Origin of the sequence: Marinobacter oulmenensis (assembly GCF_014201735.1) — a bacterium.
Taxonomy (GTDB): Bacteria; Pseudomonadota; Gammaproteobacteria; order Pseudomonadales; family Oleiphilaceae; genus Marinobacter; species Marinobacter oulmenensis.
Genome location: NZ_JACHFE010000009.1, coordinates 34,519 through 57,766, shown reverse-complemented (window position 1 = coordinate 57,766; position 23,248 = coordinate 34,519). Strand labels below are relative to the sequence as shown.

Below are 23,248 nucleotides of genomic sequence, written 5' to 3'. Positions count from 1 at the left end.
CATCAAAGCTCACCAAGTTCGCTGTAGTACTGATCAATCCACGCCTGCAACTGCTCTGGCGTCATCCACTCGGTATTATTATCGCTGGAATACACGAAACCTTCCGGCACCCGTTTGCCGTCCTTGATCCGTTCCTTGCAGGTTCCCAGACTGTGGAGGTTGGGCAGAATCTTGAAGTGTTCCGGGTACTCATAGGTAAAGTGCGAATCTTCACAGCCAATCATCTGCTCATGCAGCTTTTCCCCGGCCCGGATGCCCACGACTTCCAGACGGGCGTCCGGCGCAATCAGCCGCGCCAGGTCCACGACCTTCATGGACGGGATTTTTTTGACGTAAATCTCACCACCCAGCATGTCTTCAAAGGCATGCCAGACCAGCTCAACCCCTTGATCGAGACTGATCATGAAGCGGGTCATTCTCGGGTCGGTGATCGGGAGCACACCGGAATCCCGGATCGACATAAAGAAAGGAATAACCGATCCTCTCGACCCCATCACGTTGCCGTAGCGCACGACCGAAAACTTTGTACTCTGGTCGCCCGTGTAAGAGTTGCCAGCCACGAACAGTTTGTCGGATGCCAGCTTGGTGGCGCCGTAAAGATTCACCGGGCTTGACGCCTTATCCGTCGAAAGCGCCACCACTCCTTTCACTTTTTTATCAATCGCGGCATCAATGACATTCATGGCCCCGATGATATTGGTCTTCACACTCTCGAAAGGATTGTACTCGGCGGTTGGCACGATCTTGGTGGCAGCGGCATGCACCACATAATCCACGCCATCCAGGGCCCGGTAGAGCCTGTCTTTATCCCTCACATCCCCAATGAAGAACCGGAGCCGGTCATCGCCCTGATATTTCTGTGCCATTTCCCACTGTTTCATTTCATCACGGGAAAACACGATGATTTTCTTGGGGTTGTACCTGGCAAGCGTCATCGGCACAAACTTCTGTCCAAAAGAACCTGTGCCGCCGGTTACCAAGATAGATTTGTTCTCAAACATTAAAATCCTTCAGCCAACCAAGGGAATACATCGACATACTATACGCCCGAGTATACTGCCAAAAACCCCGACAGACCCAACTTTGAACTTTCACCTCCTGTTCTGCCCCGGAAAACCGGTCTCAAAAAGGCGGGCTCTCAGTTCACGGCGACAATCCGAAAACTGGCACACCTTTCGCAAAGACTCTTCCAAACCCCGGCAAAACGTCAAAAAAACTGCAGACTTTTGCCGCCTTGGATTCAGGCTGGTAACGAGGTGTTCCATGCACGTTCAACATCAAGAAACGCAACTCCCCCGCTCCGAGAAAGCCCGCGCGGCTCGGCTGGTTCTTCAGGCCAATCTGGCGTACGGCGAGTCCAACAGCAACGGCGTCACCTACGGCCAGCGCCTGAAAGCCCGCAGTGAGTGCCGGGAGTATCTCCAACAGGCCCTGACTCTGGAGCCGGATAACGCCGCCGCTCTGGGCCTGCTTGGCCGTGTGGAAATGGATGACGGCCAACTGGAAAAAGCACACGCACTGTTCAACGCCAGCCTGAACAGCCAGCCAGCCCAGGCCCAGCAGTACGCGAACCTTGGCTACTGGGCTTTGAAAAACGAACGCCCGGCCCTGGCGGAAGAGTATTTCCTCAAGGCCCTGGAGTGTGACCGGCAATCCGCCGCCGCCTTCTGCGGTATCGCCCACGCCAAACGCCTCCAGGGTCAATACGATGTCGCCTACCTGCACTACCGTACCCTGCTGCGCTCCGGCACCGAATGGGATTCCATCTATTCCGGCATGCTGACCTGCGCGCAGCACCTGCAGATCCACAAAGCAGACGCGGAACTGGCCGAGGATGCCCTGGCCTTGCTGAGTAAGGACGGCCTCCCCCATCAGGAACTGGGCCGCTTTGTCGGTGCGATCATCGAGCACGAATACGACCTGGCCAACCCGGACGCTCAGGTTAATCTGGAAGAGGCAGCGGAAGACCAGCTACTGCTGCTGGCCCTGCGCAAAACCCTGATGCCGAGTCCTGCTGTCGAGGAACTGGTGGTTCTGCTACGCCGGGCGGTGATGTCGGAAGTCGCCCAGAGTGCCAGCCTGCGCGACGAGCTTCAGAACCTTGTTCTGGCAATCGGCGAGTATGCAGAGCGCACCGGTTATGCGTTGCCGGCAGAAGACGATGAGGAAAGACTGGCTGCGACCATCAACGACAGCGTTATGGCCCAGTTTGCCCTGAACGAGCCCCAGGAAGCCCTGATCGGCTCACTGATGATCAGCGCCATGTACGGAGCCCTGTTCCATCAGGACTTCGCCGTTCAACTCGGCCAGTGGAACCTGGTCGACTGGCCGCTCGGTATGCAGCCCCTGATGGCCGCCAGCTATTACAACCGGGCGGAAGAGGAAGCCATCAAACAGAATTTTGACGAAAAAGCGGAAGAACTCTGCCTGGAGAAGACCGATGTTCCCCAGGCCTGGCCCTCCTGGAGCCGACTGGCCTATCGCACGGAAACCAGCCTGAAGGCCATTATGAAACAGGAACTGGGCCTGAACACCGCTGATCTGCCAGACACCCTGCGCATCATGGTCTGCGGCGCCCGTTCGGGGCAGCGCGCCATGGAACTCGCCCAGTATCTGGACGATGTGGAGGTGATTGCCGTGGATGAATCCCTGGCCAATATCGCCAAGGGTACCCGCATGGCCATGGCCCAGAACATGGAGAACATTGTCTTCTGGCCCTGGTCTATCGCCCAGCGATTCGTTGCTGACGGGCACCAGGTCCACTGGATTGAGGTCGGGCGCCTGCCCTCGCCTGCCATGACCAGTCTGTCACTGGCCAACCTGGTCAATGACGCCACACTCGCAGGCGCCGTGGTTCACATGCACACCGGCATGGACGAGCAGACCGCCGGCGACAGGCAGATCCGGCAGCTCATTGAGGAACACCGGCTCGAGCCCACCCGCACCAGCCTGAGACAACTGCGCCGTATGGTTCTGTCAAACAGGCAGGACACGCTGTGGGCGGATCTTCTGCAAGAAGATGACTTCTACAGCCTGGGGGGATGCCGTGACCGCTGGTTCCGCCCGCAGGACGCCGGCCAACTGGAAAACCTGCTGGGCATGGTCAGCAACGAAGTGGACTGGAAGCTCATCAAGGCCCGGGATGAAGACGGCCACAGCCTTGCAACCCAGCCGGTTCAGCGCCAGATTCAGGCCGAGGCTCTGGGCAGCGAAGTCCAGAGCCTGCTGGGACAACATGTAAGCGTTTACTTCCAGCGCCGTCGTTAAGACGGCATCAGAAGTAAGGAATCAACGACTCGCCATAAAGATGCAGGTCCTCCAGGACCTGCATCTTTTCTGCGGTGAGGTCCGGGTTAGCCGCCAGGCGCTGTAATTCGTGGCCGAAGGTCTCCAGCGAGCGCCACCCTTTCTTGGGCTGCATCAGCCGCTGACTGCGGAACTGTTCCCAGCGTTCACGTTCTTCACCTTCCAGGGTTGCCGGATAATTCCGCGCTCGGTAGCGGAACAGCATTTCCGGCAACCGGTCGTCTTCGAAACGCAGCGTGCCGGCATCCTCTCCCAGGGTTTCCGGGGAACGGCCCAGAAGCCAGTCCAGTTTTTCCCGGTCACCACGGCTGATAAAGCCGCCAGCATATAACTGCTCGTCCGGATCGGTCAGATCATTGCCGTCAAACGGCTGACCGAACGCTTCAGCGATACGTGCCGGGAGATCCGGCGCCTTGCGCAGCTTGGCCAGATTGGCCCGCATCACATCCCCGTCCAATTCCAGTGTGGCCAGTTTCTCTACGGACAGCGTGGACAGCATATTGGCCGGCGCCAGCACCGGGCATTTGTTCAACTGAACGCCCTTGAGGGGAAAACGGCTAATGTCTTCCCCCAGATCGGCCTGTGAAGTAAACACCCGCTCACGGATTTCCTCAGCACTGGCGGCGATCAGTTCGGAAGGGTCTTCACGAAGATCGTAAACAATCACTTCGTTCTTGTTGCTGGGATGATCCGCCACCGGCGCAACCAGAGCACAGCATCCCCGGCGGGCCGGGTATTTGCCCGAGATGTGGAACACCGGCTTCATCGTGCCAGTATCCAGCATCTGCCGGGCAGAGTGCTTGTCCTTGTTGTTCAGAACAAAATCAAACAGCTTCGGCTGCTTTTCCCGGATCAGCTTCGCCAGGGCAATCGTGGCTTCCACATCCGACATGGCATCGTGTGCCGCTTCGTGGGCGATGCCGTTGGCAGCCGTCAACTCTTCGAGTTTGAAGCTCGGGCTACCGTCCTCTTTCTTTGGCCACTCAATGCCTTCCGGGCGCAACGCCCAGGTCAGGCGAACCATATCGATGATGTCCCAGCGGGAATTGCCGTTCTGCCATTCCCGGGCATAGGGGTCCCGCAGATTCCGGTAAAGAGTATGACGGGTCACTTCGTCATCAAAACGAAGGCTGTTGTAGCCCACCACACAGGTGCCCGGCTGACTGAAGGCCTCGTTGATCCGGGCTATGAATTCCGCTTCCGGGCAACCTTCAGAGGCCGCTTTCTGCGGAGTTATGCCGGTAATCAGGCAGGCCTCCGGCGAAGGCAGGTAATCATCCGACGGCTGGCAGTAGATAACCAGCGGGTCTTCGATGATGTTCAGATCCGCATCGGTACGCACACCAGCAAACTGGGCCGGGTGGTCATGGACGGGGTCCACACCGAAGGTTTCATAGTCGTGCCAGTAAAAAGAGCGGATCAAGGGAAACTCCTGAGTCAGCAAATGAAGCAAATTCTGCGGGCCGCGGCAAAACATTGCAAATTCACAATGTCGCGGCTATCTACATGTATTTTTTGGCTGGTATACTCCCAAACTTTATAATGGTCAGGATGGCAGAATGAATACTCATATTCTCATCTGCGATGACTCGTCTCTCGCCAGAAAACAGATGGCCCGGGCTCTCCCTGAAGGTCTGGCCAGCGACGTCCTTTTCGCCGAAGGTGGCGAAGACGCCCTGCAGATGCTGCGTGAAGGCCAGGCAGACCTCCTGTTCCTGGACCTGAACATGCCTGGCCTTGATGGCTATCAGGTTCTGGAGCACATCCGCAAAGAAGATCTGAAAGTCCTGACCATCGTCGTCTCCGGCGACATCCAGCCAGAAGCCCGCGAACGCGTACGCAAACTGGGCGCCATTGACTTCATCAAAAAGCCGACGGATACCGCCTCTGTATCCGGCCTGTTGGAAGAATATGGTTTTTACCGACTCGGGGAACTGGAAACCTCTGCCCTCCGCGATTCCAGCCTGCACAATCGGCAATCAAACCAGCGCGAAATCTCCGTCAGCCTGAACGACTACCTTCAGGAGATCGCCAATGTGGCCATGGGACGGTCATCTGACCTCCTGGCCCGACTGCTCAACGTCTTTGTGAAACAGCCCGTACCCAAAGTTGATTTTATCGCCAACTCCGAGCTGCACATGGCCATATCCGCCGCACAAAAGGAAAACGAATATTCCGCGGTATGCCAGGGCTTTACGGGGGCGGGTATCGCTGGCGAAGCATTACTGCTTTTTGAGGATGCCTCCTTCAAGGATATGGCAGAACTACTGCACTACGATGTCCTGGAAGGCGAATCGGTCAATGTCGAAGTATTGATGGACATGTCCAGCATTCTGTTCGGCGCATTCCTGAATGGCATTGGCGACCAGCTGGACCTCAAACTCGGCCTTGGGCACCCGACTGTTCTGGGCCAGCACCGCCCGATCAACGAACTGCTGGAATATCACAACAAGCGCGAAGAAAGGCTACTCTGCATCGAGATCGCCTATACCATCGAGAAGCGCGACATTCGCTGTGACATGCTGGTTCTGCTAACAGAAGATTCCATCGCCTTCCTGGAAAAGAATCTCCAATACCTGGTGGAGTAACCATGGCTTTCAAGAATCCGCAAACCGATTCGTTCCACTGGCTGGTGGACATGCTCGAGACAGTTGAAGTCGGTCTGGTGGTGCTGGATCTGGACTTTCGGGTGCAGGCCTGGAATGGCTTCATGGAAAATCACAGCGGCATCACATCCAGCCAGATCAATGATCGGGTTCTGTTCGAGGTTTTCCCGGATATCCCCGAAGGCTGGCTGACCCGCAAGGTCGACGCCGTAGCCATGCTGAATACCCGCGCCTTCACCTCGTGGGAACAGCGCCCTTACCTGTTCAAGTTCCGAAACACCCGCCCCATTACGGGTACCGAAGAATACATGTTCCAGAACCTGACCATCAGCCCGCTCAGCGGCCCGACCGGTGAGGTAGACCGGGTTTGCCTGCTGGTTTACGACGTCACTGAATTTGCCAGCAGCAAGCGGGCGCTGGAACGGGCCAATGACAAGCTGGCAACGCTGAGCATTACTGACCGCCTGACCGGCCTGCTTAACCGCGGCGCCTGGGAAAACCTGGTGGATGCTGAGTATGAACGCTTTCGCCGCTATGGGCAGTCAGCAACACTGGTCATGTTCGATATCGATCACTTTAAAAAGGTTAACGACACCCACGGCCATCTGGCCGGCGATGAAGTCATCCGTCATACCGCCCAGGTCACCCTGTCCAACATTCGCCAGACCGACAGCGCGGGCCGTTACGGGGGCGAAGAGTTTGGCGTCATCCTGCCGGAAACCGATGCCGAAGGCGCAAGAATCATCTGCGAACGAATCCGGACAGCTATTGAGGAAAGCACCGTCAAAACAACAACGGGCGACATTCGATATACCATCAGTGTGGGCATCTCCCAACTGGAGGAGGGGCCGGAAAACTACATGCAGTGGTTACAGAAAGCGGATGAGGGCCTGTACGAGGCCAAGGAAGGCGGGCGAAACCGGGTGGTGGTGGTTTAAAACCCTGCCCCTCCGGGAGAGGCAGGGCCAAAGGCATTATTCCTGCCAGCTTTGCACGGCTTCCTTACCGTACTTATCACGCCACTCATTCAGAGTCTTGTGATTGCCGCCGCGGGTTTTGACCACTTCCCCGGTGTGGGGGTTTTTGTAGGTCTTCAGCGGGCGCTTGGCGCGGGTGCCGGAGGCAGCCTCGGCCTTGGTACCGGCAATGGAAGGATCAATGGCAGACAGGATCTGCAGCACATCCTTCGGGGCCTTATTGTATTCCTTCATCAAATCCCGAACCTTGTTTTCAAACTCCAGTTCGGATTTCAACGCCTGATCCTGTTCAAGCTTTTCCAGCTCGGATGCCAATTGTTCCATCAATTGCTTTTTCTGGTAGTAATCGTTGATCTTTGCCATGAAAGATAACCTTATATGTAAAAATACTTAAATAAATAGCGAATTGAACAAACAGCAAACTGATAGTAATAAATATTTCAGGAATTAGCAAAGTTATTTAGTCTTCGTGACTCCCGTCACAAATAAATTAGAGCCAACGGTTTAAAAGATCCGCTTTAAATATTTTTAATTAAGCCGTGTTACTTTATCCCAACTGTCGGACGCCATCGCTCCCTGCGTTCCGTTACACCAGACAAGGTCCGCCATATCAGTGGTTGGGTTATAACCGGTATGCGCGTCCTTCAGAAGATTAACCACCGCCTCACAATCAAACCCGCGGCTGGCACCCGCCAGACAATTCAGAATGTCTTCCACCTCCGGCCATGGCAGTGAGATTTCGCGGGCCATCATGATCCTCGGGTGATTGGTTCCCTGAGGATCATCACCAATCAACAGTTCTTCATAAAGCTTCTCACCAGGGCGAAGGCCTGAAAAGACGATCTCGATGTCACCTTCCGGATCGTCTTCGGTTTTCTCATCCAGCCCCATCAGGTGAATCATTTTTCGGGCCAGATCCACAATCCGGACCGGTTCTCCCATATCCAGGACGAACACCTCGCCGCCCTGCCCCATGCTGCCTGCCTGGAGGACCAACTGACTGGCCTCGGGAATGGTCATGAAATAGCGAATGATGTCCGGATGAGTCACCGTCACCGGCCCGCCTTCCCGAATCTGCTCCCGGAACAGCGGTACAACCGAGCCTGACGACCCCAGTACATTGCCAAAGCGCACCATCGAGAAGACCGTCTCCTGCTGTCGCTGGGCAAGCGCCTGTAGCACGAGCTCAGCCAGCCGCTTGCTGGCGCCCATTACATTGGTGGGCCGTACGGCCTTGTCAGTGGACACCAGCACAAAACGCTCGACACCGGCGGCAATAGCCGCTTCCGCCGCATACCAGGTGCCAAACACATTGTTCTGCACGCCCTCAATCACGTTGTGCTCCACCAGCGGCACATGCTTGTAGGCGGCAGCGTGATAGACCGTCTGCACACCGAAGGAGCGCATCACCACTTCGCAGCGCCGGCGATGGGTCACACTGCCCAGCAGCGGCTGAATCTCCACGCCCAGCGCTTCCGCCTCATTGATCGACTGAAGTTCCCGCTCAATACTGTAGAGCGAGAATTCCGACTGGTCGAAAAGCACCAGCAGGCCGGGGCGATGGCGGATAATCTGCCGACACAGTTCCGAGCCAATAGACCCACCAGCCCCAGTCACCATCACGGCGCGTCCGGTCAGGGTTTCGGCCACCTGGGCATTGTCCGGGCGCACCGGATCGCGGCCCAAAAGATCCTCAATTTCCAGGTCACGGATATCATTGATGCGCTTCTGACCGGCCACCAGCTCACCCATGCTAGGCACCGTCTGGACCGGCACCGACAGAGGCTCCAACTGGCGCATCAGCCGCTTACGGTCCACTGTGGAATCGGCATCCAGAGCCAGCAACAGGCGCTCAGCCCGATGACTGCGAATGGCCTTTTCAATGAAGCTGATATCGTAAACCGGCAGGCCGTTAATCAGGGTTTCATGATTGGACGACTGAAAGCCAATAAACGCCATCGGGCGGAACCTGGCACCCTGCTGCAGTGCCTGGCAAAGCTGCAAAGCCGTTTCCCCGGCGCCAACAATAATCACCCGCTCCCGGTTCTTGCGATCCTTCGCAGAAGGCCTGGCCACCAGCATGCGAACGCCCATGCGGCTACCGGAGACAAAGATAAACGCCAGGGCGCCATAAATGATGGGCACGGAACGAGGAACCAGAACTTCCAGCCAGTATCCCAACAGAATCAGGATGCCCACTGAGCCAATCACCCCAATACTGACAGTGATGAAGGCCCGGTCATTCAGATAGCGCACAACCGCGCGGTAGAGACCTAGGCGCACGAATACGATAATGGTAAAAGCAACGGTCAGTCCGCAAACCAATAACTGCTCCGTACCCGTCAGCCAGAGCGCCTTGTCCAGCCGCAGTGCATAGGCCGCCCACAGGGAAAAGGACAACGCCACCACATCCGCCACCACGGAAATCATGCGTTTGTAGAAGCGCGGCAAATTCAGAAATTTCTGGAACATCCAATCAGGCCCTGACAGTGGTCATCTCAACTGAGTGTAGAGGATAGAAAGACGAGCGGGGGTTACAATCACCGGCCGACAAGCCGGCCGACGATTTCCTTGATGGCCCGGCTACTGCCATCCAGTGCCTCCGTATCCGGCATCCAGAGGCGCCAGGCCGGGCCTTCTCTCACTTCGTGATCCGTGGCGGCCGGAATCACCTCCAGGCCCTGCCGTTCAAACAGGCCCTGGGCTCGAGGCATATGTAGCGCCGAGGTCACCAGCAATATCCGGTTGATCCCCCGCTCCTCAAGTATATCGGCGGTAAAATCCGCATTCTGAGTGGTATTCCGGCTTTTTTCTTCCAATACCATGGCGTTGTCCGGCACACCGAGAGCCTTCATGAAACGGCGCATGGCTTCCGCGGATGAAGTGGTACTGAAACGGGCATCATGGCCACCGGTCAGCACGACTATGGGAGCTTTGCTGGCATGGTACAAACGGGCACCATGCCATTCCCGATCAGACGCCGCGCCCAGGTTCGGATAGGGGCGGTAAAAGCCCAGCGGACGGGTGCCGCCACCGAGCACCACAATGGCCTCGGCCTGCGGCATAGCACTTACATTAACCGGTGGATTCAGGTTCTCCAGATAACCGCGGATCGCATAGCTGGTCACCGGCAGCGACCAAGCCCAGAGCCAGATCAGCGCCAAAGCACCCAGCACCAGTGCCAGCCGTTTTCTTCCAAACAGTCCCAGAGCCAGCGCCAGCAGACCGCCCAGCAGGGACGAGCCAAGCGGCGACAGGATCATGATGACAATCTTGGAAACGATAAACACCGGGAAATGCTCCTAGAATGGCCAGAAGACCGGAATCAGTGCCAACGCCACACAGGCAACCAGCAAGGACAGGGGAATACCCAGCCGCATATAGTCGGTAAACCGGTACCGACCCGGCCCGTACACCATCAGATTGGTCTGGTACCCGAGCGGCGTGATAAACGAAGCGGAAGCGGCGAACATCACAGCAACGGCATAAGGCAGAAAGCTGACGCCCAGTTGCTCCGACACCGCCAGGGCAATGGGAAACATCAGTACCGCAGCAGCATTATTGGTGATCAGCTCGGTAAACAACGTGGTCAGGCCATAGATCATGATCAGCGCCAACCAAGGCGTCAGCGGCCCCATCCCCAGCAATCCATCTGCGATCCATTCGGCAGCTCCGGTGTCTGTCATTGCGTTGCCCAGGGCAAAGGAGGCGGCAATGATCACCAGAACAGGCAAATCCACACTGCGACGGGCACGGCTAGCCGTCAGGCATCCCGAAACGATCATCGCCCCGGCCGCCAGGAAGGCCGCCTCCATGATGGACAATATCCCCGTGGCGCTCAGCAACACCATCACCGCTAGAATCGCAAGCGCTCTGGGAGCTTTACGAAAGTCGGGAGGGGTGGAATCGTTCAGGGCACTCACCAGCAGGAAGTCACGACGGAACCGGTACTGCTCCTCAAACTGGTGACTGGCCTCCAGCAGCAGGGTATCCCCCATCTTGAAGGTGATATCCCCAAGCTTACCGGGGACGCGCCGTCCCTCCCGGGAGACCGACAGGATCACTGCATTGAACCTGGTCCGGAACCGACTGTCACGAATGGTCATCCCCAGGGCCGGGAATTCCGGCCCGAGTACCACCTCCACCAGACAACGCTGGTGGTTTTCCATCTCAAGCTTGTGAACACTGCCATTGGCCGGTTTCAGGCCATGGATCCGCCGCAGTTCGCTGGCGCACTCCGGTGCCCCGACGAAATACAGCCGGTCTCCGGCCTGCAGGGTTCTGTCCGGCTCCACGGCGGTAATCAGGCGACCGCCCCGGTTAATCTCCGTCAGGTATCCATAACTCAGCGCCCGGAGTCCGGCCTGGGCGATGGTCCGGCCTTCCAGGGGGCCAGGCATCACCTCGACTTCCACACCGTATTCCCGGACCAGGTCCAGCTCTTCCGTCAACCCGCCCCTGTCCGGGAGCAGACGGGGCGCAAAAAACACAAGAAACGCCCCACCGACCAACAGAAGGGGTACGCCCACCCACGCCAACTCAAAGAGCCCGAGTTGAATACCCTGCTGGCTCTGCAGCAAGCCGTCCACCACCAGGTTGGTGCTGGTACCAATCAGGGTACAGGTACCGCCAAGAATCGCGGCGTAACTCAAAGGCAGTAACAACCGTGAAGCCGGAATACCCAGACGCTGCGCCCAATCCTGAATCGCCGGGATAAACATGGCCACGACGGCAGTATTGTTCATAAATCCGGAGAGGAGCCCCGTCGGCGCGATCATGCGTAACTGGGCGCCATGCTGGCTTGTAGGGTGTCCCAGTAGTTTTCGGGCAAGCCACTGAATGGCACCGGTCTCCTTAAGGCCGGAGGCCACCACATAAAGCGTCGCAATCGTAATCACGCCGGGATTACCAAAACCCGCCAGTGCCTCTACCGGCCCGAGAACACCGGTAATCAGCAGCAGAGCCAGGGCCGACATCAAGATCAGATCAGCCGATACACGCGTAAGGGACAAAGCGGAGAGTACGCCTGCCAGGGTCAGCAGCGTCAGTGCGGCCTGCCAATCCATTAGTCAGGTCTCCTGTAATTCAACGCTCCCGCTGCTCCAAAGTTCATTCATTGCGAGCGATCAGGTGCTGATTGACCATGAAATCAATGAGGCGATCCACACACTCATCCACCGACAGGACACTGGTATCCAGCCTCACCTCGGGATGAGGCGGCGCTTCGTAGGGTGAATCAATACCGGTGAAATGCCGAATTTCCCCGGAGCGTGCTTTTCGATAGAGCCCTTTGGGATCACGGTCTTCACAGGTGGCCAGCGGTGTGTCCATGAAAACCTCAATGAACTCACCAGCCGGAAACAGCTTGCGAACCAGGCGCCGGTCACTGATAAAAGGCGAGATAAACGCGCTGAGAACAATCAGCCCGGCATCGGCAAACAGTTTGCTGACCTCGCCAATCCGCCGGATGTTCTCAACGCGATCTGAATCCGAAAACCCCAGATCCTTGCACAGGCCGTGGCGAACGTTATCACCGTCCAACAGAAAGGTGTGGTAACCCCGTTCATGCAGGGCCACGTCCAGGGCATTCGCGATGGTGGATTTTCCGGAACCACTCAATCCGGTAAACCAGAGCAGGCAGGGGTTCTGGTTCTTGTTCCTGGCCCGTTCGGCCCGGGTTACCTTGTGGTCGTGCCAGACAATATCGTTCATTCTTTGTTACATCACTACTCTGGAGAATTGTCACGAACACCCCGGTTAAGGCTTCATTTCGTGTCGTTATTCAGTCACTGCCAAAAAGATCCCGAGTATAGACCTTGTCGTCTACATCCTTCAGATTCTCACTGCGGCGATTGGCCACAATCACATCCGCCTCTTGCTTGAAGGCCTCCAGATCGCGAATAACCCGGGAATGGAAAAACTCGTCTTCAGCCAGTTCCGGCTCATAGACAATCACTTCAATCCCTTTCGCCTTGATGCGCTTCATGATGCCCTGAATGGCGGACGCCCGGAAATTATCGGAGCCGGACTTCATCACCAGGCGATACACCCCCACCACTTTCGGATTGCGACGCAGGATATCATCGGCAATAAAGTCCTTACGGGTGCGGTTGGCATCCACAATCGCGCGGATCAGGTTATTGGGCACATCCTCATAGTTGGCCAGCAACTGCTTGGTGTCTTTCGGGAGGCAATAGCCGCCGTAACCGAAGGAGGGGTTGTTGTAGTGGTCGCCAATGCGTGGGTCCAGGCCCACACCATCAATAATCTGCCGGCTATTCAGTCCGTGGCGGGCCGCATAGGTATCCAGCTCATTGAAGTAGGCTACCCGCATGGCAAGGTAGGTATTGGAAAACAGTTTGATGGCTTCCGCTTCGGTGCTGTCTGTAAACAGTACCGGGGCATCTTCTTTCAACGCACCCTGCTTCAGCAGCCCGGCAAAGATTTCGGCACGTTCGGAGCGCTCGCCCACGATAATACGCGAGGGGTGCAGATTGTCGTAAAGCGCCTTGCCTTCACGGAGAAACTCCGGGGAAAAGATGATGTTATTGGATTCGAACCGTTCACAGATCTCCCGGGTGTAACCAACCGGTACCGTGGACTTGATCACCATCACGGCCTGTGGATTGATTGCCATCACATCCTGAATCACAGACTCCACAGTTTGGGTGTTGAAGTAGTTGGTTTGTGGGTCATAGTCCGTCGGCGTGGCAATCACCACATAATCCGCACCTTGATAAGCCTGCGCCTTGTCCAGAGTGGCAGTGAAGGTCAGTGCTTTATTCGCCAGAAAATCGGAAATCTCCGCATCAATAATCGGGCTCTTGCGGTTATTCAGCAGCTCAACTTTTTCGGAATCGATGTCCAGAGCAACCACTTCATTATGCTGGGCCAGCAACATGGCATTGGACAGCCCCACATAGCCGGTACCCGCGATGGCGATTTTCATGATCATCCTCTCGTAGAAAACTTTTAATACTTAACTGTCGATCTAACCTGTGGCACCCAACATAACCTCTGTAATCACCGCACAGGTTTTGGTTATCTCCGCTTCCGTCAATGTAGGATGCACCAGAAACATCAAACTGGTCTCCCCAAGCTCCCGGGCGATAGGCAAGGGGGCTTCCGGCCGCAGGCCGGTACCGTCGAAGGCCTTTTCCAGATACACCTCCGAGCATGAGCCAGAGAAACAAGGTACACCCGCGTCGACAATGGCTTGCTGAATACGATCCCGGCTCCAACCTTCTGCCAACTGTTCGGGCTCTACAAACACATAACATTTGTAAGCACCGTGCTCCATGTGTTCCACCACATCCGGCACCCGCAGACCGGGCAGTTCGCGGGCGGTGTTCCAGATGCATTCGGCGTTGGCTAGGCGTTGCTGATGCCATTCGGGCATGCGTTGCAGTTGAATGCGGCCGATCACGCCCTGCATTTCCGTCATCCGCCAGTTAGTGCCGAAGCTTTCATGCAACCAGCGGAACCCTGGCGGGTGTTCCCGTTCGTATACGGCATCCCAGCTTTTACCATGGTCCTTATAGGCCCACATGCGCTTCCACAGGGTTTCATCATTCGTGGTCACCATGCCACCTTCGCCACCAGTGGTCATAATCTTGTCCTGACAGAACGACCAGCAACCCACATGGCCAAGAGCCCCCACCGAACTACCCTTGTAACGGGCACCGTGGGCCTGGGCACAGTCTTCAATCACGGACAGGCCGCACTCCTCGGCCAGTTCCATGAAGCCGTCCATTTCACAGGGCCAGCCGGCCAGGTGCACACAAAGGACGGCTTTGGTACGTGGAGTAATTACCTTGCGAACCGCGGCGGGAGTAATGTTCTGGCAGTGCCGGCCCACATCGGCAAACACCGGCGTGGCACCAGCTGTGACGATGCTGGAAACCGATGCAAGAAATGTACGGGAGGTAACCACCACCTCATCGCCCGGGCCAATATCTAAACCCTTCAAGGCCAAGTCCAGCGCAACGGTGCCGTTAGCCAGAGCGATAGCGTAATCAGCATCCGCAAAAGCCGCGAATTCCCGCTCAAACTCCCGGCATTCCTGGCCGGTCCAGTAGTTCACTTTGTTGGAGAGCAGCACATCACGTACGGCGTTGGCCTCTTCATCGGTGAAGGAGGGCCAGGGGGAGAAGGGTCCGTTCAACATTAGAAAGCGATTCCAGCGAGTGCTTTAAGAGTTTCTGACAAGCGGTTTGGCCGGGTTACCGATCACAACACTACCTGGCGCCACATTTTTAGTAACGACAGCGCCCATTCCAACAGTGGCCCCCTCACCTATCACAATCGGGCTGCCTGGCTGGCCCTGTTTGATGATAGCCCCAGTGCCAATGTAAGCATTGTCCTCAATAACCACGTTACCGTTACACTTCACTGCCGGCGCGAAAGTCACGTAGTCACCGATCACGCAATCATGAGCCACATAGCTGTATATGTTTGCATGAAATGACTGGCCAATCGTGATGTTCGAGGTCAGCGTGACGAAAGGACAAAGTATGCTAGCAGACCCAATCTGAACCTCATCCAACACCACGTTGTTGGGTGAGTTAACGGAGGCGGGCTTGATCCCATCAGAATAACAACGCTCCTCGATCTCACGGCGAGTCTTGGCATCTGCAATAGCGACTGAAACTCGCTTTTCTTCAGCCTCATGCTTGAGGAAGTCGGAGTATGTCAAAACTCGTACGCCGTTGACTTTCACAAGCTCAGGATTATCGTCGATAAATACCAGCTCACAGTCATCAGAGGCAAACATCTCTCGGGCAACCGGCATCACCTCACGGCCAAACCCACTTGCACCGTATATTCCGACCAACTTCCCAGCCATATCACTCTCCTGATTGATTTTGATTCCCGGAAAATTTCGACATCGTAGCCTCGCCTTCCCCGCTAATACCGTCGCGAATCAATACCTTTTTCACGGTGAGGAAAAGAATTTTCAGGTCCAGTAGAAACGACTGGTTGTCCACGTACCACACATCCAGCTTGAACTTGTCTTCCCAGGAAAGTGCATTACGGCCATTCACCTGTGCCCAACCGGTTACACCTGGGCACACATCATGACGGCGATACTGCTCTTCGGAGTACAACGGCAGATACTCCATCAGCAGCGGGCGTGGGCCAACCAAGCTCATCTCACCTTTCAGTACGTTCCACAGTTCCGGAAGCTCATCCAGACTCGTGGACCGCAAAAAGCGACCAAACGCTGTCATCCGTTGGTCATCGGGAAGCGGGTTACCTTGCTTGTCAACCGCATCCAGCATGGTCCGGAATTTAATCATCAGGAACGGCTTGCCGCCTTTGCCGGGACGGGTTTGGCGAAAGAGAATGGGGGAGCCTAGTTTGCGATGAATTAAAATCCCAACAACTAAAATAACCGGAAACAGCAACATGATTGCAAACAGTGCGCAGAGCACATCAAAAAGTCGCTTGATCACTGTACGGCTCCAGTTACCCAATCCAACCACTCATTCGCCATCTTGTCACGATCAAACTCCCGCTCAGCTAAAGCTTTGGCCCTTTTTCCCATAACCAGCAGTTGGTCACGTTGTGCAGCCGCCTGTTCCAAGGCATCAGCGAAGGCAACGGGATCTGCCGGCGGTACAGCATAGCCACATTGTTCCTGTTCTATCATTTCCGCCAACCAACCGGGGTAGTTATTCAAAACAGGCACCCCCGCTGCGATGTAATCGAAAAATTTGTTGGGTGAGGTGCCGTAATAAAACGCGGGCACATTGGCTAAAATTTGCATGCCGATGTCCGTTGCTCGCATAAGGCCCGCCAGTTCGCTCTTCTTAACCGGATCATGGAATACGACATTGTCGAGGCCGTTACGTTCTGCCTTGGCCATTAGAGCCGGTTTGAGTTTACCGGAACCTATCAGCAAAAACTTGATATCGTCACGTCCTCGCTTTTTCAATTCACCTGCAGCGTCCAAGACGGCATCCAAACCATTTGCAATACCATGAGTGCCGGCAAATATGGCCATCAAATCCGTATCAGCGATTCCATGCGGGCGCCATGGTTTGGCCGAATCTGTGAAAATGTCCAGATCACAACCGTTAGGCACCATAGCTACCCTTTCCGAGGGCACGTTACGCTTTGTAATGCCCTCCACAATACCTGGGGACAAACCTACCAACCTATGTGCGGAACGATAGCTTGACCACTCCAACCCCTCCATCACCCAGAGCACGACCGGGTTGTTAATAACGCCCATTTCACGAGGTAATTCCGGCCACAAATCCCGCACTTCAAACACAAAGGGCTTACGCCTTAGCCAGCGGGCAAAAATACCAGGAATACCAGCCGTTAGTGGTGTAGTCGTCGCAAATACTAAGTCGTACTTTTCGGTCAGTGCAATCCAGATACTACGAAACGCAAAAGACAAGAACGTCCACACACGCTTCATAAAACCGTCATTATTCGAATAGGCCAGGTCAAGCTCAATAACATCAATGCCGCCTACCAATCCTCTGCGTTTACCTCCCGTGAATTCACCTTCGAGGCCTGTGGTACCTGTAGTATTGCTACCGCACACCATGGTTACACTATGACCACGCTCTACGAGCTTCCGAGCCATGGCATAAGAGCGGATCGCGCCCGCGCCTTTCGGCGTGACAAAGTGCTGGTGGAAATATAGAACTCTCAAACTGTATTCCAGGTTAGTTCAGTGGACAGGCAACCAGCGTCGGCCACCTCAATTTCAAGAACCGGCAATTTCGTCTTACGACCGTAATAATGAGACTCGTAGCCATCAACGATTTCGCAACGAACAATCTCGATGGTACTGGTAATTGCAATAGTCAGATCTTCGTTCTTTGCAGCAAGGCCTTTTAGCTCCCAATTGCCAGGCTCTAATCGCCATCGCAGCACTGCATTGCTGGAGAAACCGTCAATATCGTCCTTAACAGTTAACTTTTCCTTGCCAAGCAACACCTTCCGAGTATGAACCGCCCCTTTATAATCGCGATACCCTGCAAGAACCGACAGCCCTTCATATGTTTCATCCAGAGGCTGGAATCGACTCGTTTTCAGCCACTCGCCAAATAAGAATCGGCTAAGTCGCGGCATCTGATCGCGACCATCAAACTGGATGGTATTGTGGCTCCCAACACCCGGGAAATAGGATTGCCAAGGCTCTTCGGTGTTGTAGCTAAAAGATCCCCCATCCCGGAAGATGTTGCGCCCGCCTAACCAAACATCGAGGTGAAGTGCATCGGCCTGGCCAGGGCGGAAACGAAAACGTGGGTAATGGAACAACACGAAACAATGATTTTTACGCATTATTGCGTAGCCACCATCATCGAACTGCACATTGCCAGGGCATTCTGCTACCGCCTCTGGCAGCTCAAGACCCAACAACCTCAACGGAGCGTCCCATTCTCCAGGATCAGAAATCGCCCTTTGCCGCAAAAACAGCACGTTAGCTAATTGCGCAGAAGGACGAAAATCGCGATAGTCCACCGCCGCAAGGGGCAGTAATCTAGCGCCATCGTTAGCGCCAAGATTAGGCACATCACCGCCCGGCCGTAGCAATGCCGTCAACCACTCTGTAGCCGCCCTCGCTTTGCTGTACCAATGGCGGGAAAATTCCGGCAATTGGAGTGTTTTCCGCCACACCTCTACCATTGAGAGGGTATCCAGCATCACTCTGTGATAGTTCACAGAGTACTGGCTGAAGCTGCCATCCTGCTCTATCAGACGGCGCGCCCGGTTTTCCAGCCACCTCCTGCCTTTTTTTTCCCAGCTCGTGCCCTGCGAAATGCCATGGATGGCAAGCCAGCTTCCACCGATAAACAGTGCAGCGGCCTCAGAAGTACCATGGTTGTTATCCTGGGCAATCGCATACTGAATGGTTGGCGCAATACGCTTCAGGTGTATTTCAACCAGTTCCAGCAGGCCCTTTTCTGGCCTACAACTTTGCCCAAGAACAATGGCTGCCATCGCCAAATGCATAACCCGGATAGAGGCCTCCTGCCCACATTTCCAGTTCGGACCACAGTAGGATGGGTTCTCTTGTACCCAGCTCTCCAACCAAGATTCCAACTTTTGCAAGGCTTCCGTGCGGCCTGCTTGGGCCTCTCTGGCAAAACCAAGCACCCAATCAAAACGGGAAAGCTCCCAGATTCCTTTTATGTCGCCTGCATCACTATTGAAATCCCGAATCGCATGCCAGGGTCTATCGCGGTCCGGGAAGCACTTGCCCGTCAACACGCTCTTATGCCAGTCAGGAACACTCTCGCGACTTACCTCAATGTGACCGAACGCCAGAGGAAAGTATCGAAATTCATCCCAACTATTTACTGGCCATTCTGTTCTTGAGAAAAAACGCCCGCCAGGTACACCTGCTTTCAAATCCTTTACACCATTAATCCCCAGTTGAACCCCCAAACGGAATGAAAGTGCTCTAAAAACATTCAAAACACCAAGGCAACGCACCATTTTGATTTTGGAGACGACAGAAGCCATTCAGCGAGTCTCCGGGCAGGAACGGGTTTTCGAAAACTCCACTAATCTGCTACAAGCCCGCTGGTCATGCACCGTCCCAAAGCGATTAGTAAACAAAGCACAAAAGAAATTTATCAAATATATACAACCCTATATCTTTGTCTTTTTTTTAGCTTTGACATTCTCAAATTCTTCTAGGAAAGGGGCTACCATTTTATCCACAGTGCCAAATTCTTGATACCAGCGATAAGATGCATCCCCCATCCTCAACAACTCATCTTTATGAGACAATATGTACTCAAGATGCCGTGTCAGACTGTCAATATCGTCGACTAACCAGCCGGTCTCACCTGACTCTATATTAAAATGCTCTCCACCAGATATGGCCGATCTCAACGTGAGGAAAGGGACTCCATGACCAAGCGACTCCAAGACCGATAGTCCGGCCTGGCAAGGAGAACAGCTAACCAAAGCTCTACTATATATTTCCGCTTTTTCAACTTCATCAGTTATGCGACCAAAGAACGTGACACACTGATCGATGCCTAGCTTCTTCGCAAGATCCACTAAGCGCTCATATTCAGGGCCATCACCAACGACATCTACTCCAAATTCATGACGAATATCCGGATTTTTCTCCGCAAGCTCAGCGAAAGACTCAAAGACATACCTTAAACCTTTCCTTTCGTTTAAGGTTCCAATACATAGAATCTTATTTCTCAACGCTCCCTGGTTCAGACAATAAAAATTGGAGTCGACGTGAACCGTATTTATTGCAACTCGAACCTTATGCCTAAGTGAATTTGGAACCAAAGGGACTGGAAAATTGCTATAAAAAAAAGTTCGCTTTGTGAAAAGAATGACAGAATTCCTGAGCACCCTAATCAACTTATTTTCCGAACCTAACCCCTTAGCTGAAGATGTACCAATACCCCATGTAAAAACAGCATTAGAACTTATCAAAGACTTCCATAAAGACATCATGCGGAGATTTTGCATGTGCACAACAACATCGAATTTATCAAATGGTATATAAGGAACACATATAAACCCCCATTTTCGCTTCATAGGTACCGAAAAATCTTTGAAACTATATTCACCCGCAACGCCGGGATGAAATATAGTTAAATCAACACCAGATTCAAGAAGTTTTTTAAAGAAAACAACTCTATAATGGTGAAGTGGGTGATCCAATACGAAGCATATCTTTAACTTTTGATTTGCCATAATTTTTACGTAACATTAAAAGCGAAACCACGCCACAAGATAGCGTCCAAGATTCGGCTGGAAGCGTTCCCATCACCATAGGGATTATGCGCCAAACTCATCTTCTGATAGGTATTCTCATCATCCAACAAAGCCTGAACCCGCTCGAAAATACGCTCAACATTCGTGCCAACCAACTCAACAGTACCTGCATCCACAGCTTCAGGCCGTTCAGTAGTGTCACGCATAACCAGAACCGGCTTACCCAGTGAAGGCGCTTCCTCCTGAATACCACCGGAATCGGTCAGAATCAGATAAGAACGGCTCATTAGGTACACAAACGGCAGATAGTCCAGCGGTTCTATCAAGTGCACATTTTTCAACCCTTTCAGTAAACGATTTACTGGCTCCCGCACATTGGGGTTCAGGTGTACCGGGTACACGATGTCAACATCTGGAAAGGCACGGGCCGTTCGGTTCAGGGCTTCACAGATACGCTCGAACCCTCCTCCAAAGCTCTCTCGGCGGTGACCGGTAACCAAAACCATACGCCTTTCGGGATTCAAAAATGGAAACTGGTCCGCCAAAGAGCCTGCCAGTTCAGAATCCTTATCAAAACGCTCAACAATCCGGAAGAGGGCGTCGATCACTGTGTTGCCGGTAACATGTACCTTCTCATCAGCAACGCCCTCAGCCAGTAGGTTATCGGCAGATCTCTGCGTGGGGGCAAAATGCACTGCTGCCAGCGCCCCAGTCAGCTTTCGGTTGGCCTCTTCCGGCCAGGGGGAATACAGGTTACCTGTACGCAAACCGGCTTCCACATGCCCCACCGGAATCTGCTGATAATACGCTGCCAGTGTCGCGGCGAAAGTAGTGGCGGTATCTCCATGGACCAGCACCAAGTCTGGCTTCGCTTCTGCCAGAACGCTCCGCATGCCCTGGAGAATACCGGTAGTCACATCCGTTAGGTCTTGGCCGGGCTTCATAATGCTCAGGTCATAATCCGGTACCAGAGAAAATAAGGACAACACCTGGTCCAGCATTTCCCGGTGCTGACCGGTTACGCACAATACCGATTCAAACCGATCATCATCCTGCAGCGCCAACACCACTGGGGCCATTTTAATGGCTTCAGGCCGCGTTCCAAAAACAGCTAAAACTTTCACTAAATCCCCTTTTTAAGCTCGCCCGCTTGCTACCACATCAATAATAAATTCAGCTGGTTTTCCGGAAAAGTCTAACCCTTTGAATTCCCGATGCGCGACCATAACAACGCAAATGTCAGCCTGCTCGATGGCTTCATCGCTGCTCACCAGCGAAGCTCTGGTTAGTGACGCAGGAGCAACCTCAATATTCGGTTCAACAACCATCAAAGAACCTGCCAGGGATTGTGCCAACTGTTCCGCAATTGCCAAGGAAGGGCTTTCACGAAGATCATCAATATCTGGCTTGAATGCAAGCCCAAATATCGCCACTCTTACATCCTTTGATGTACGATCAGAGTGCTGCTGCAAGAACTCGCCTATGGCTGATTTGACCTTGTCTATTACCCACTGTGGCTTGGAATCATTTACCTCCCTAGCCATGCGAATTAATCGCGCCTGCTCCGGAGTTTCGCTGACAATAAACCACGGATCCACAGCAATACAGTGCCCGCCAACGCCCGGCCCAGGTTTCAGTATATCAACGCGTGGGTGTCGATTTGCCAGGTCAATAAGCTCCCACACATCGATGTCGAGCTTGTCGCAAATCAGCGATAACTCATTAGCAAAGGCGATATTCACGTCTCGGAAACTATTTTCGGTAAGCTTGGCCATCTCCGCTGTTCGCGCGGTAGTGGTAATACACTCACCTTCCACAAAAATGTCGTAAAGACGACATGCGGCTTCCGAGCAAGCTGGAGTCAAACCGCCGATTACCCGGTCGTTGGCGACCAGCTCCCCTATGACATGGCCAGGCAGGACCCTTTCAGGACAGTGGGCAATGCGAATGTCCGAGCGCTCCCCGTTCTTTTGCGGAAACGTCAGGTCCGGTCTTGCTTCCGCCAACCAGTCAGCAAGCTGTTCCGTCGCCCCAACAGGAGAGGTGGATTCCAAAATCACCAAGTTCCCTTTTTCAAGAACCGGAGCGATCGACTTGGCCGCGGATTCGATATATCTCAAATCCGGAACATGAGTTTTGCCTGCTTCCGTCTTGAATGGCGTAGGCACTGCCACCAAAAAGGCATCTGCCGGCTCGGCCTCAAGTGTGGCCCGGAGGTAACCCTCGCTCACAGCAGCGTGGACAATCATATCCAGATCTGGCTCGACAATATGAATGTCGCCTTTATTTATGGTATCCACAACGTTTGGGTCGACGTCCAAACCAATCACCTTACACTTTCTAGACGCTATTACGGCTGCCGTTGGAAGGCCGATATAACCTAACCCAACCATACAAATTTTAGAATAATGCATAAAAACCCTTTGGACTTAATACGTTGGTAAAATAAGGATATTGAAAACCATTTTACTTTGAGATTTAAAGGCCATAAACAAGATGCGATACTACAGCGCTCGTAATCAGTTCCTTGCTGGATACATAGGCACCTAAAATAAGGGGAGACAACAAATTGAAAATCCAATTTCTGGTGAATTCTTCTGGCATTGAGGCTTCAAAAAAATAGGGATATTTCTCTGACCAGAA

The 23,248-nt window shown here is 54.0% G+C and carries 19 protein-coding genes; 3 read left to right on the top strand and 16 right to left on the bottom strand.

What is annotated here, in order from left to right; all coding sequences use genetic code 11:
- Positions 1-2: 2 nt before the first annotated feature.
- Complete coding sequence (gene pseB / locus HNR38_RS15150; protein ID WP_183705834.1) at positions 3-1,001, bottom strand: UDP-N-acetylglucosamine 4,6-dehydratase (inverting); 999 nt, start codon at positions 999-1,001, stop codon at positions 3-5.
- A gap of 262 nt (positions 1,002-1,263) precedes the next feature.
- Between pseB and HNR38_RS15145 the strand changes: the two genes are divergently transcribed.
- Complete coding sequence (locus HNR38_RS15145; protein WP_183705832.1) at positions 1,264-3,267, top strand: tetratricopeptide repeat protein; 2,004 nt, start codon at positions 1,264-1,266, stop codon at positions 3,265-3,267.
- Positions 3,268-3,274: 7 nt separating this feature from the next.
- Here the strand turns inward: HNR38_RS15145 and sbcB are convergent, their stop codons facing one another.
- Positions 3,275-4,729 (bottom strand): exodeoxyribonuclease I, encoded by a 1,455-nt coding sequence (gene sbcB / locus HNR38_RS15140; RefSeq protein WP_183705830.1) that lies wholly within the window; start codon positions 4,727-4,729, stop codon positions 3,275-3,277.
- Positions 4,730-4,865: 136 nt separating this feature from the next.
- Between sbcB and HNR38_RS15135 the strand changes: the two genes are divergently transcribed.
- Both HNR38_RS15135 and HNR38_RS15130 read left to right on the top strand, forming a co-directional pair.
- Entirely contained in the window at positions 4,866-5,894 is a 1,029-nt protein-coding gene (locus HNR38_RS15135; RefSeq protein ID WP_183705828.1) for a response regulator, read from the top strand.
- A gap of 2 nt (positions 5,895-5,896) precedes the next feature.
- Positions 5,897-6,850, top strand: coding sequence for a GGDEF domain-containing protein (locus tag HNR38_RS15130; RefSeq protein WP_183705826.1), 954 nt, complete (start codon positions 5,897-5,899; stop codon positions 6,848-6,850).
- 36 nt (positions 6,851-6,886) lie between these two features.
- Here HNR38_RS15130 and HNR38_RS15125 read toward each other — a convergent pair whose 3' ends face one another.
- The 14 genes from HNR38_RS15125 to wecC form a co-directional block, all read right to left on the bottom strand.
- A complete protein-coding gene (locus HNR38_RS15125; protein ID WP_183705824.1) occupies positions 6,887-7,252 on the bottom strand; it encodes a histone-like nucleoid-structuring protein, MvaT/MvaU family in 366 nt (121 codons plus the stop codon).
- Positions 7,253-7,417: 165 nt separating this feature from the next.
- On the bottom strand, positions 7,418-9,361 hold the full coding sequence (locus tag HNR38_RS15120; protein ID WP_183705821.1) for a polysaccharide biosynthesis protein: 1,944 nt from the start codon (positions 9,359-9,361) through the stop codon (positions 7,418-7,420).
- A 68-nt stretch (positions 9,362-9,429) separates the two neighbouring features.
- Positions 9,430-10,179: a YdcF family protein gene (locus HNR38_RS15115; protein WP_343068343.1), complete on the bottom strand. Its 750-nt coding sequence runs from the start codon at positions 10,177-10,179 to the stop codon at positions 9,430-9,432.
- A 12-nt stretch (positions 10,180-10,191) separates the two neighbouring features.
- The gene (locus HNR38_RS15110; RefSeq protein WP_183705819.1) at positions 10,192-11,955 is read right to left on the bottom strand and encodes an SLC13 family permease; all 1,764 of its coding nucleotides are present in this window, start codon (positions 11,953-11,955) and stop codon (positions 10,192-10,194) included.
- A gap of 43 nt (positions 11,956-11,998) precedes the next feature.
- On the bottom strand, positions 11,999-12,601 hold the full coding sequence (gene cysC / locus HNR38_RS15105; protein ID WP_183705816.1) for an adenylyl-sulfate kinase: 603 nt from the start codon (positions 12,599-12,601) through the stop codon (positions 11,999-12,001).
- Between the two features lie 70 nt (positions 12,602-12,671).
- Positions 12,672-13,838 carry a nucleotide sugar dehydrogenase gene (locus HNR38_RS15100; protein WP_183705814.1) on the bottom strand — a complete coding sequence of 389 codons (1,167 nt, stop codon included), beginning with the start codon at positions 13,836-13,838 and terminating at the stop codon, positions 12,672-12,674.
- Between the two features lie 42 nt (positions 13,839-13,880).
- Positions 13,881-15,056: a DegT/DnrJ/EryC1/StrS family aminotransferase gene (locus tag HNR38_RS15095; RefSeq protein WP_183705805.1), complete on the bottom strand. Its 1,176-nt coding sequence runs from the start codon at positions 15,054-15,056 to the stop codon at positions 13,881-13,883.
- A gap of 24 nt (positions 15,057-15,080) precedes the next feature.
- A complete protein-coding gene (locus tag HNR38_RS15090; protein WP_183705803.1) occupies positions 15,081-15,734 on the bottom strand; it encodes an acetyltransferase in 654 nt (217 codons plus the stop codon).
- A gap of 1 nt (position 15,735) precedes the next feature.
- Positions 15,736-16,344 (bottom strand): sugar transferase, encoded by a 609-nt coding sequence (locus HNR38_RS15085; protein ID WP_183705801.1) that lies wholly within the window; start codon positions 16,342-16,344, stop codon positions 15,736-15,738.
- The gene (locus HNR38_RS15080; protein ID WP_183705799.1) at positions 16,341-17,558 is read right to left on the bottom strand and encodes a glycosyltransferase family 4 protein; all 1,218 of its coding nucleotides are present in this window, start codon (positions 17,556-17,558) and stop codon (positions 16,341-16,343) included. Before HNR38_RS15080 ends, HNR38_RS15085 begins: the two co-directional genes overlap by 4 nt.
- Positions 17,555-19,378, bottom strand: coding sequence for a heparinase II/III family protein (locus tag HNR38_RS15075; RefSeq protein WP_183705797.1), 1,824 nt, complete (start codon positions 19,376-19,378; stop codon positions 17,555-17,557). Before HNR38_RS15075 ends, HNR38_RS15080 begins: the two co-directional genes overlap by 4 nt.
- 129 nt (positions 19,379-19,507) lie before the next feature.
- Complete coding sequence (locus HNR38_RS15070; protein WP_183705796.1) at positions 19,508-20,584, bottom strand: glycosyltransferase; 1,077 nt, start codon at positions 20,582-20,584, stop codon at positions 19,508-19,510.
- Between the two features lie 5 nt (positions 20,585-20,589).
- On the bottom strand, positions 20,590-21,684 hold the full coding sequence (gene wecB, locus HNR38_RS15065) for a non-hydrolyzing UDP-N-acetylglucosamine 2-epimerase (protein WP_221275859.1): 1,095 nt from the start codon (positions 21,682-21,684) through the stop codon (positions 20,590-20,592).
- Positions 21,685-21,741: 57 nt separating this feature from the next.
- Positions 21,742-23,019 (bottom strand): UDP-N-acetyl-D-mannosamine dehydrogenase, encoded by a 1,278-nt coding sequence (gene wecC, locus HNR38_RS15060; protein ID WP_183705790.1) that lies wholly within the window; start codon positions 23,017-23,019, stop codon positions 21,742-21,744.
- Positions 23,020-23,248: the final 229 nt, after the last annotated feature.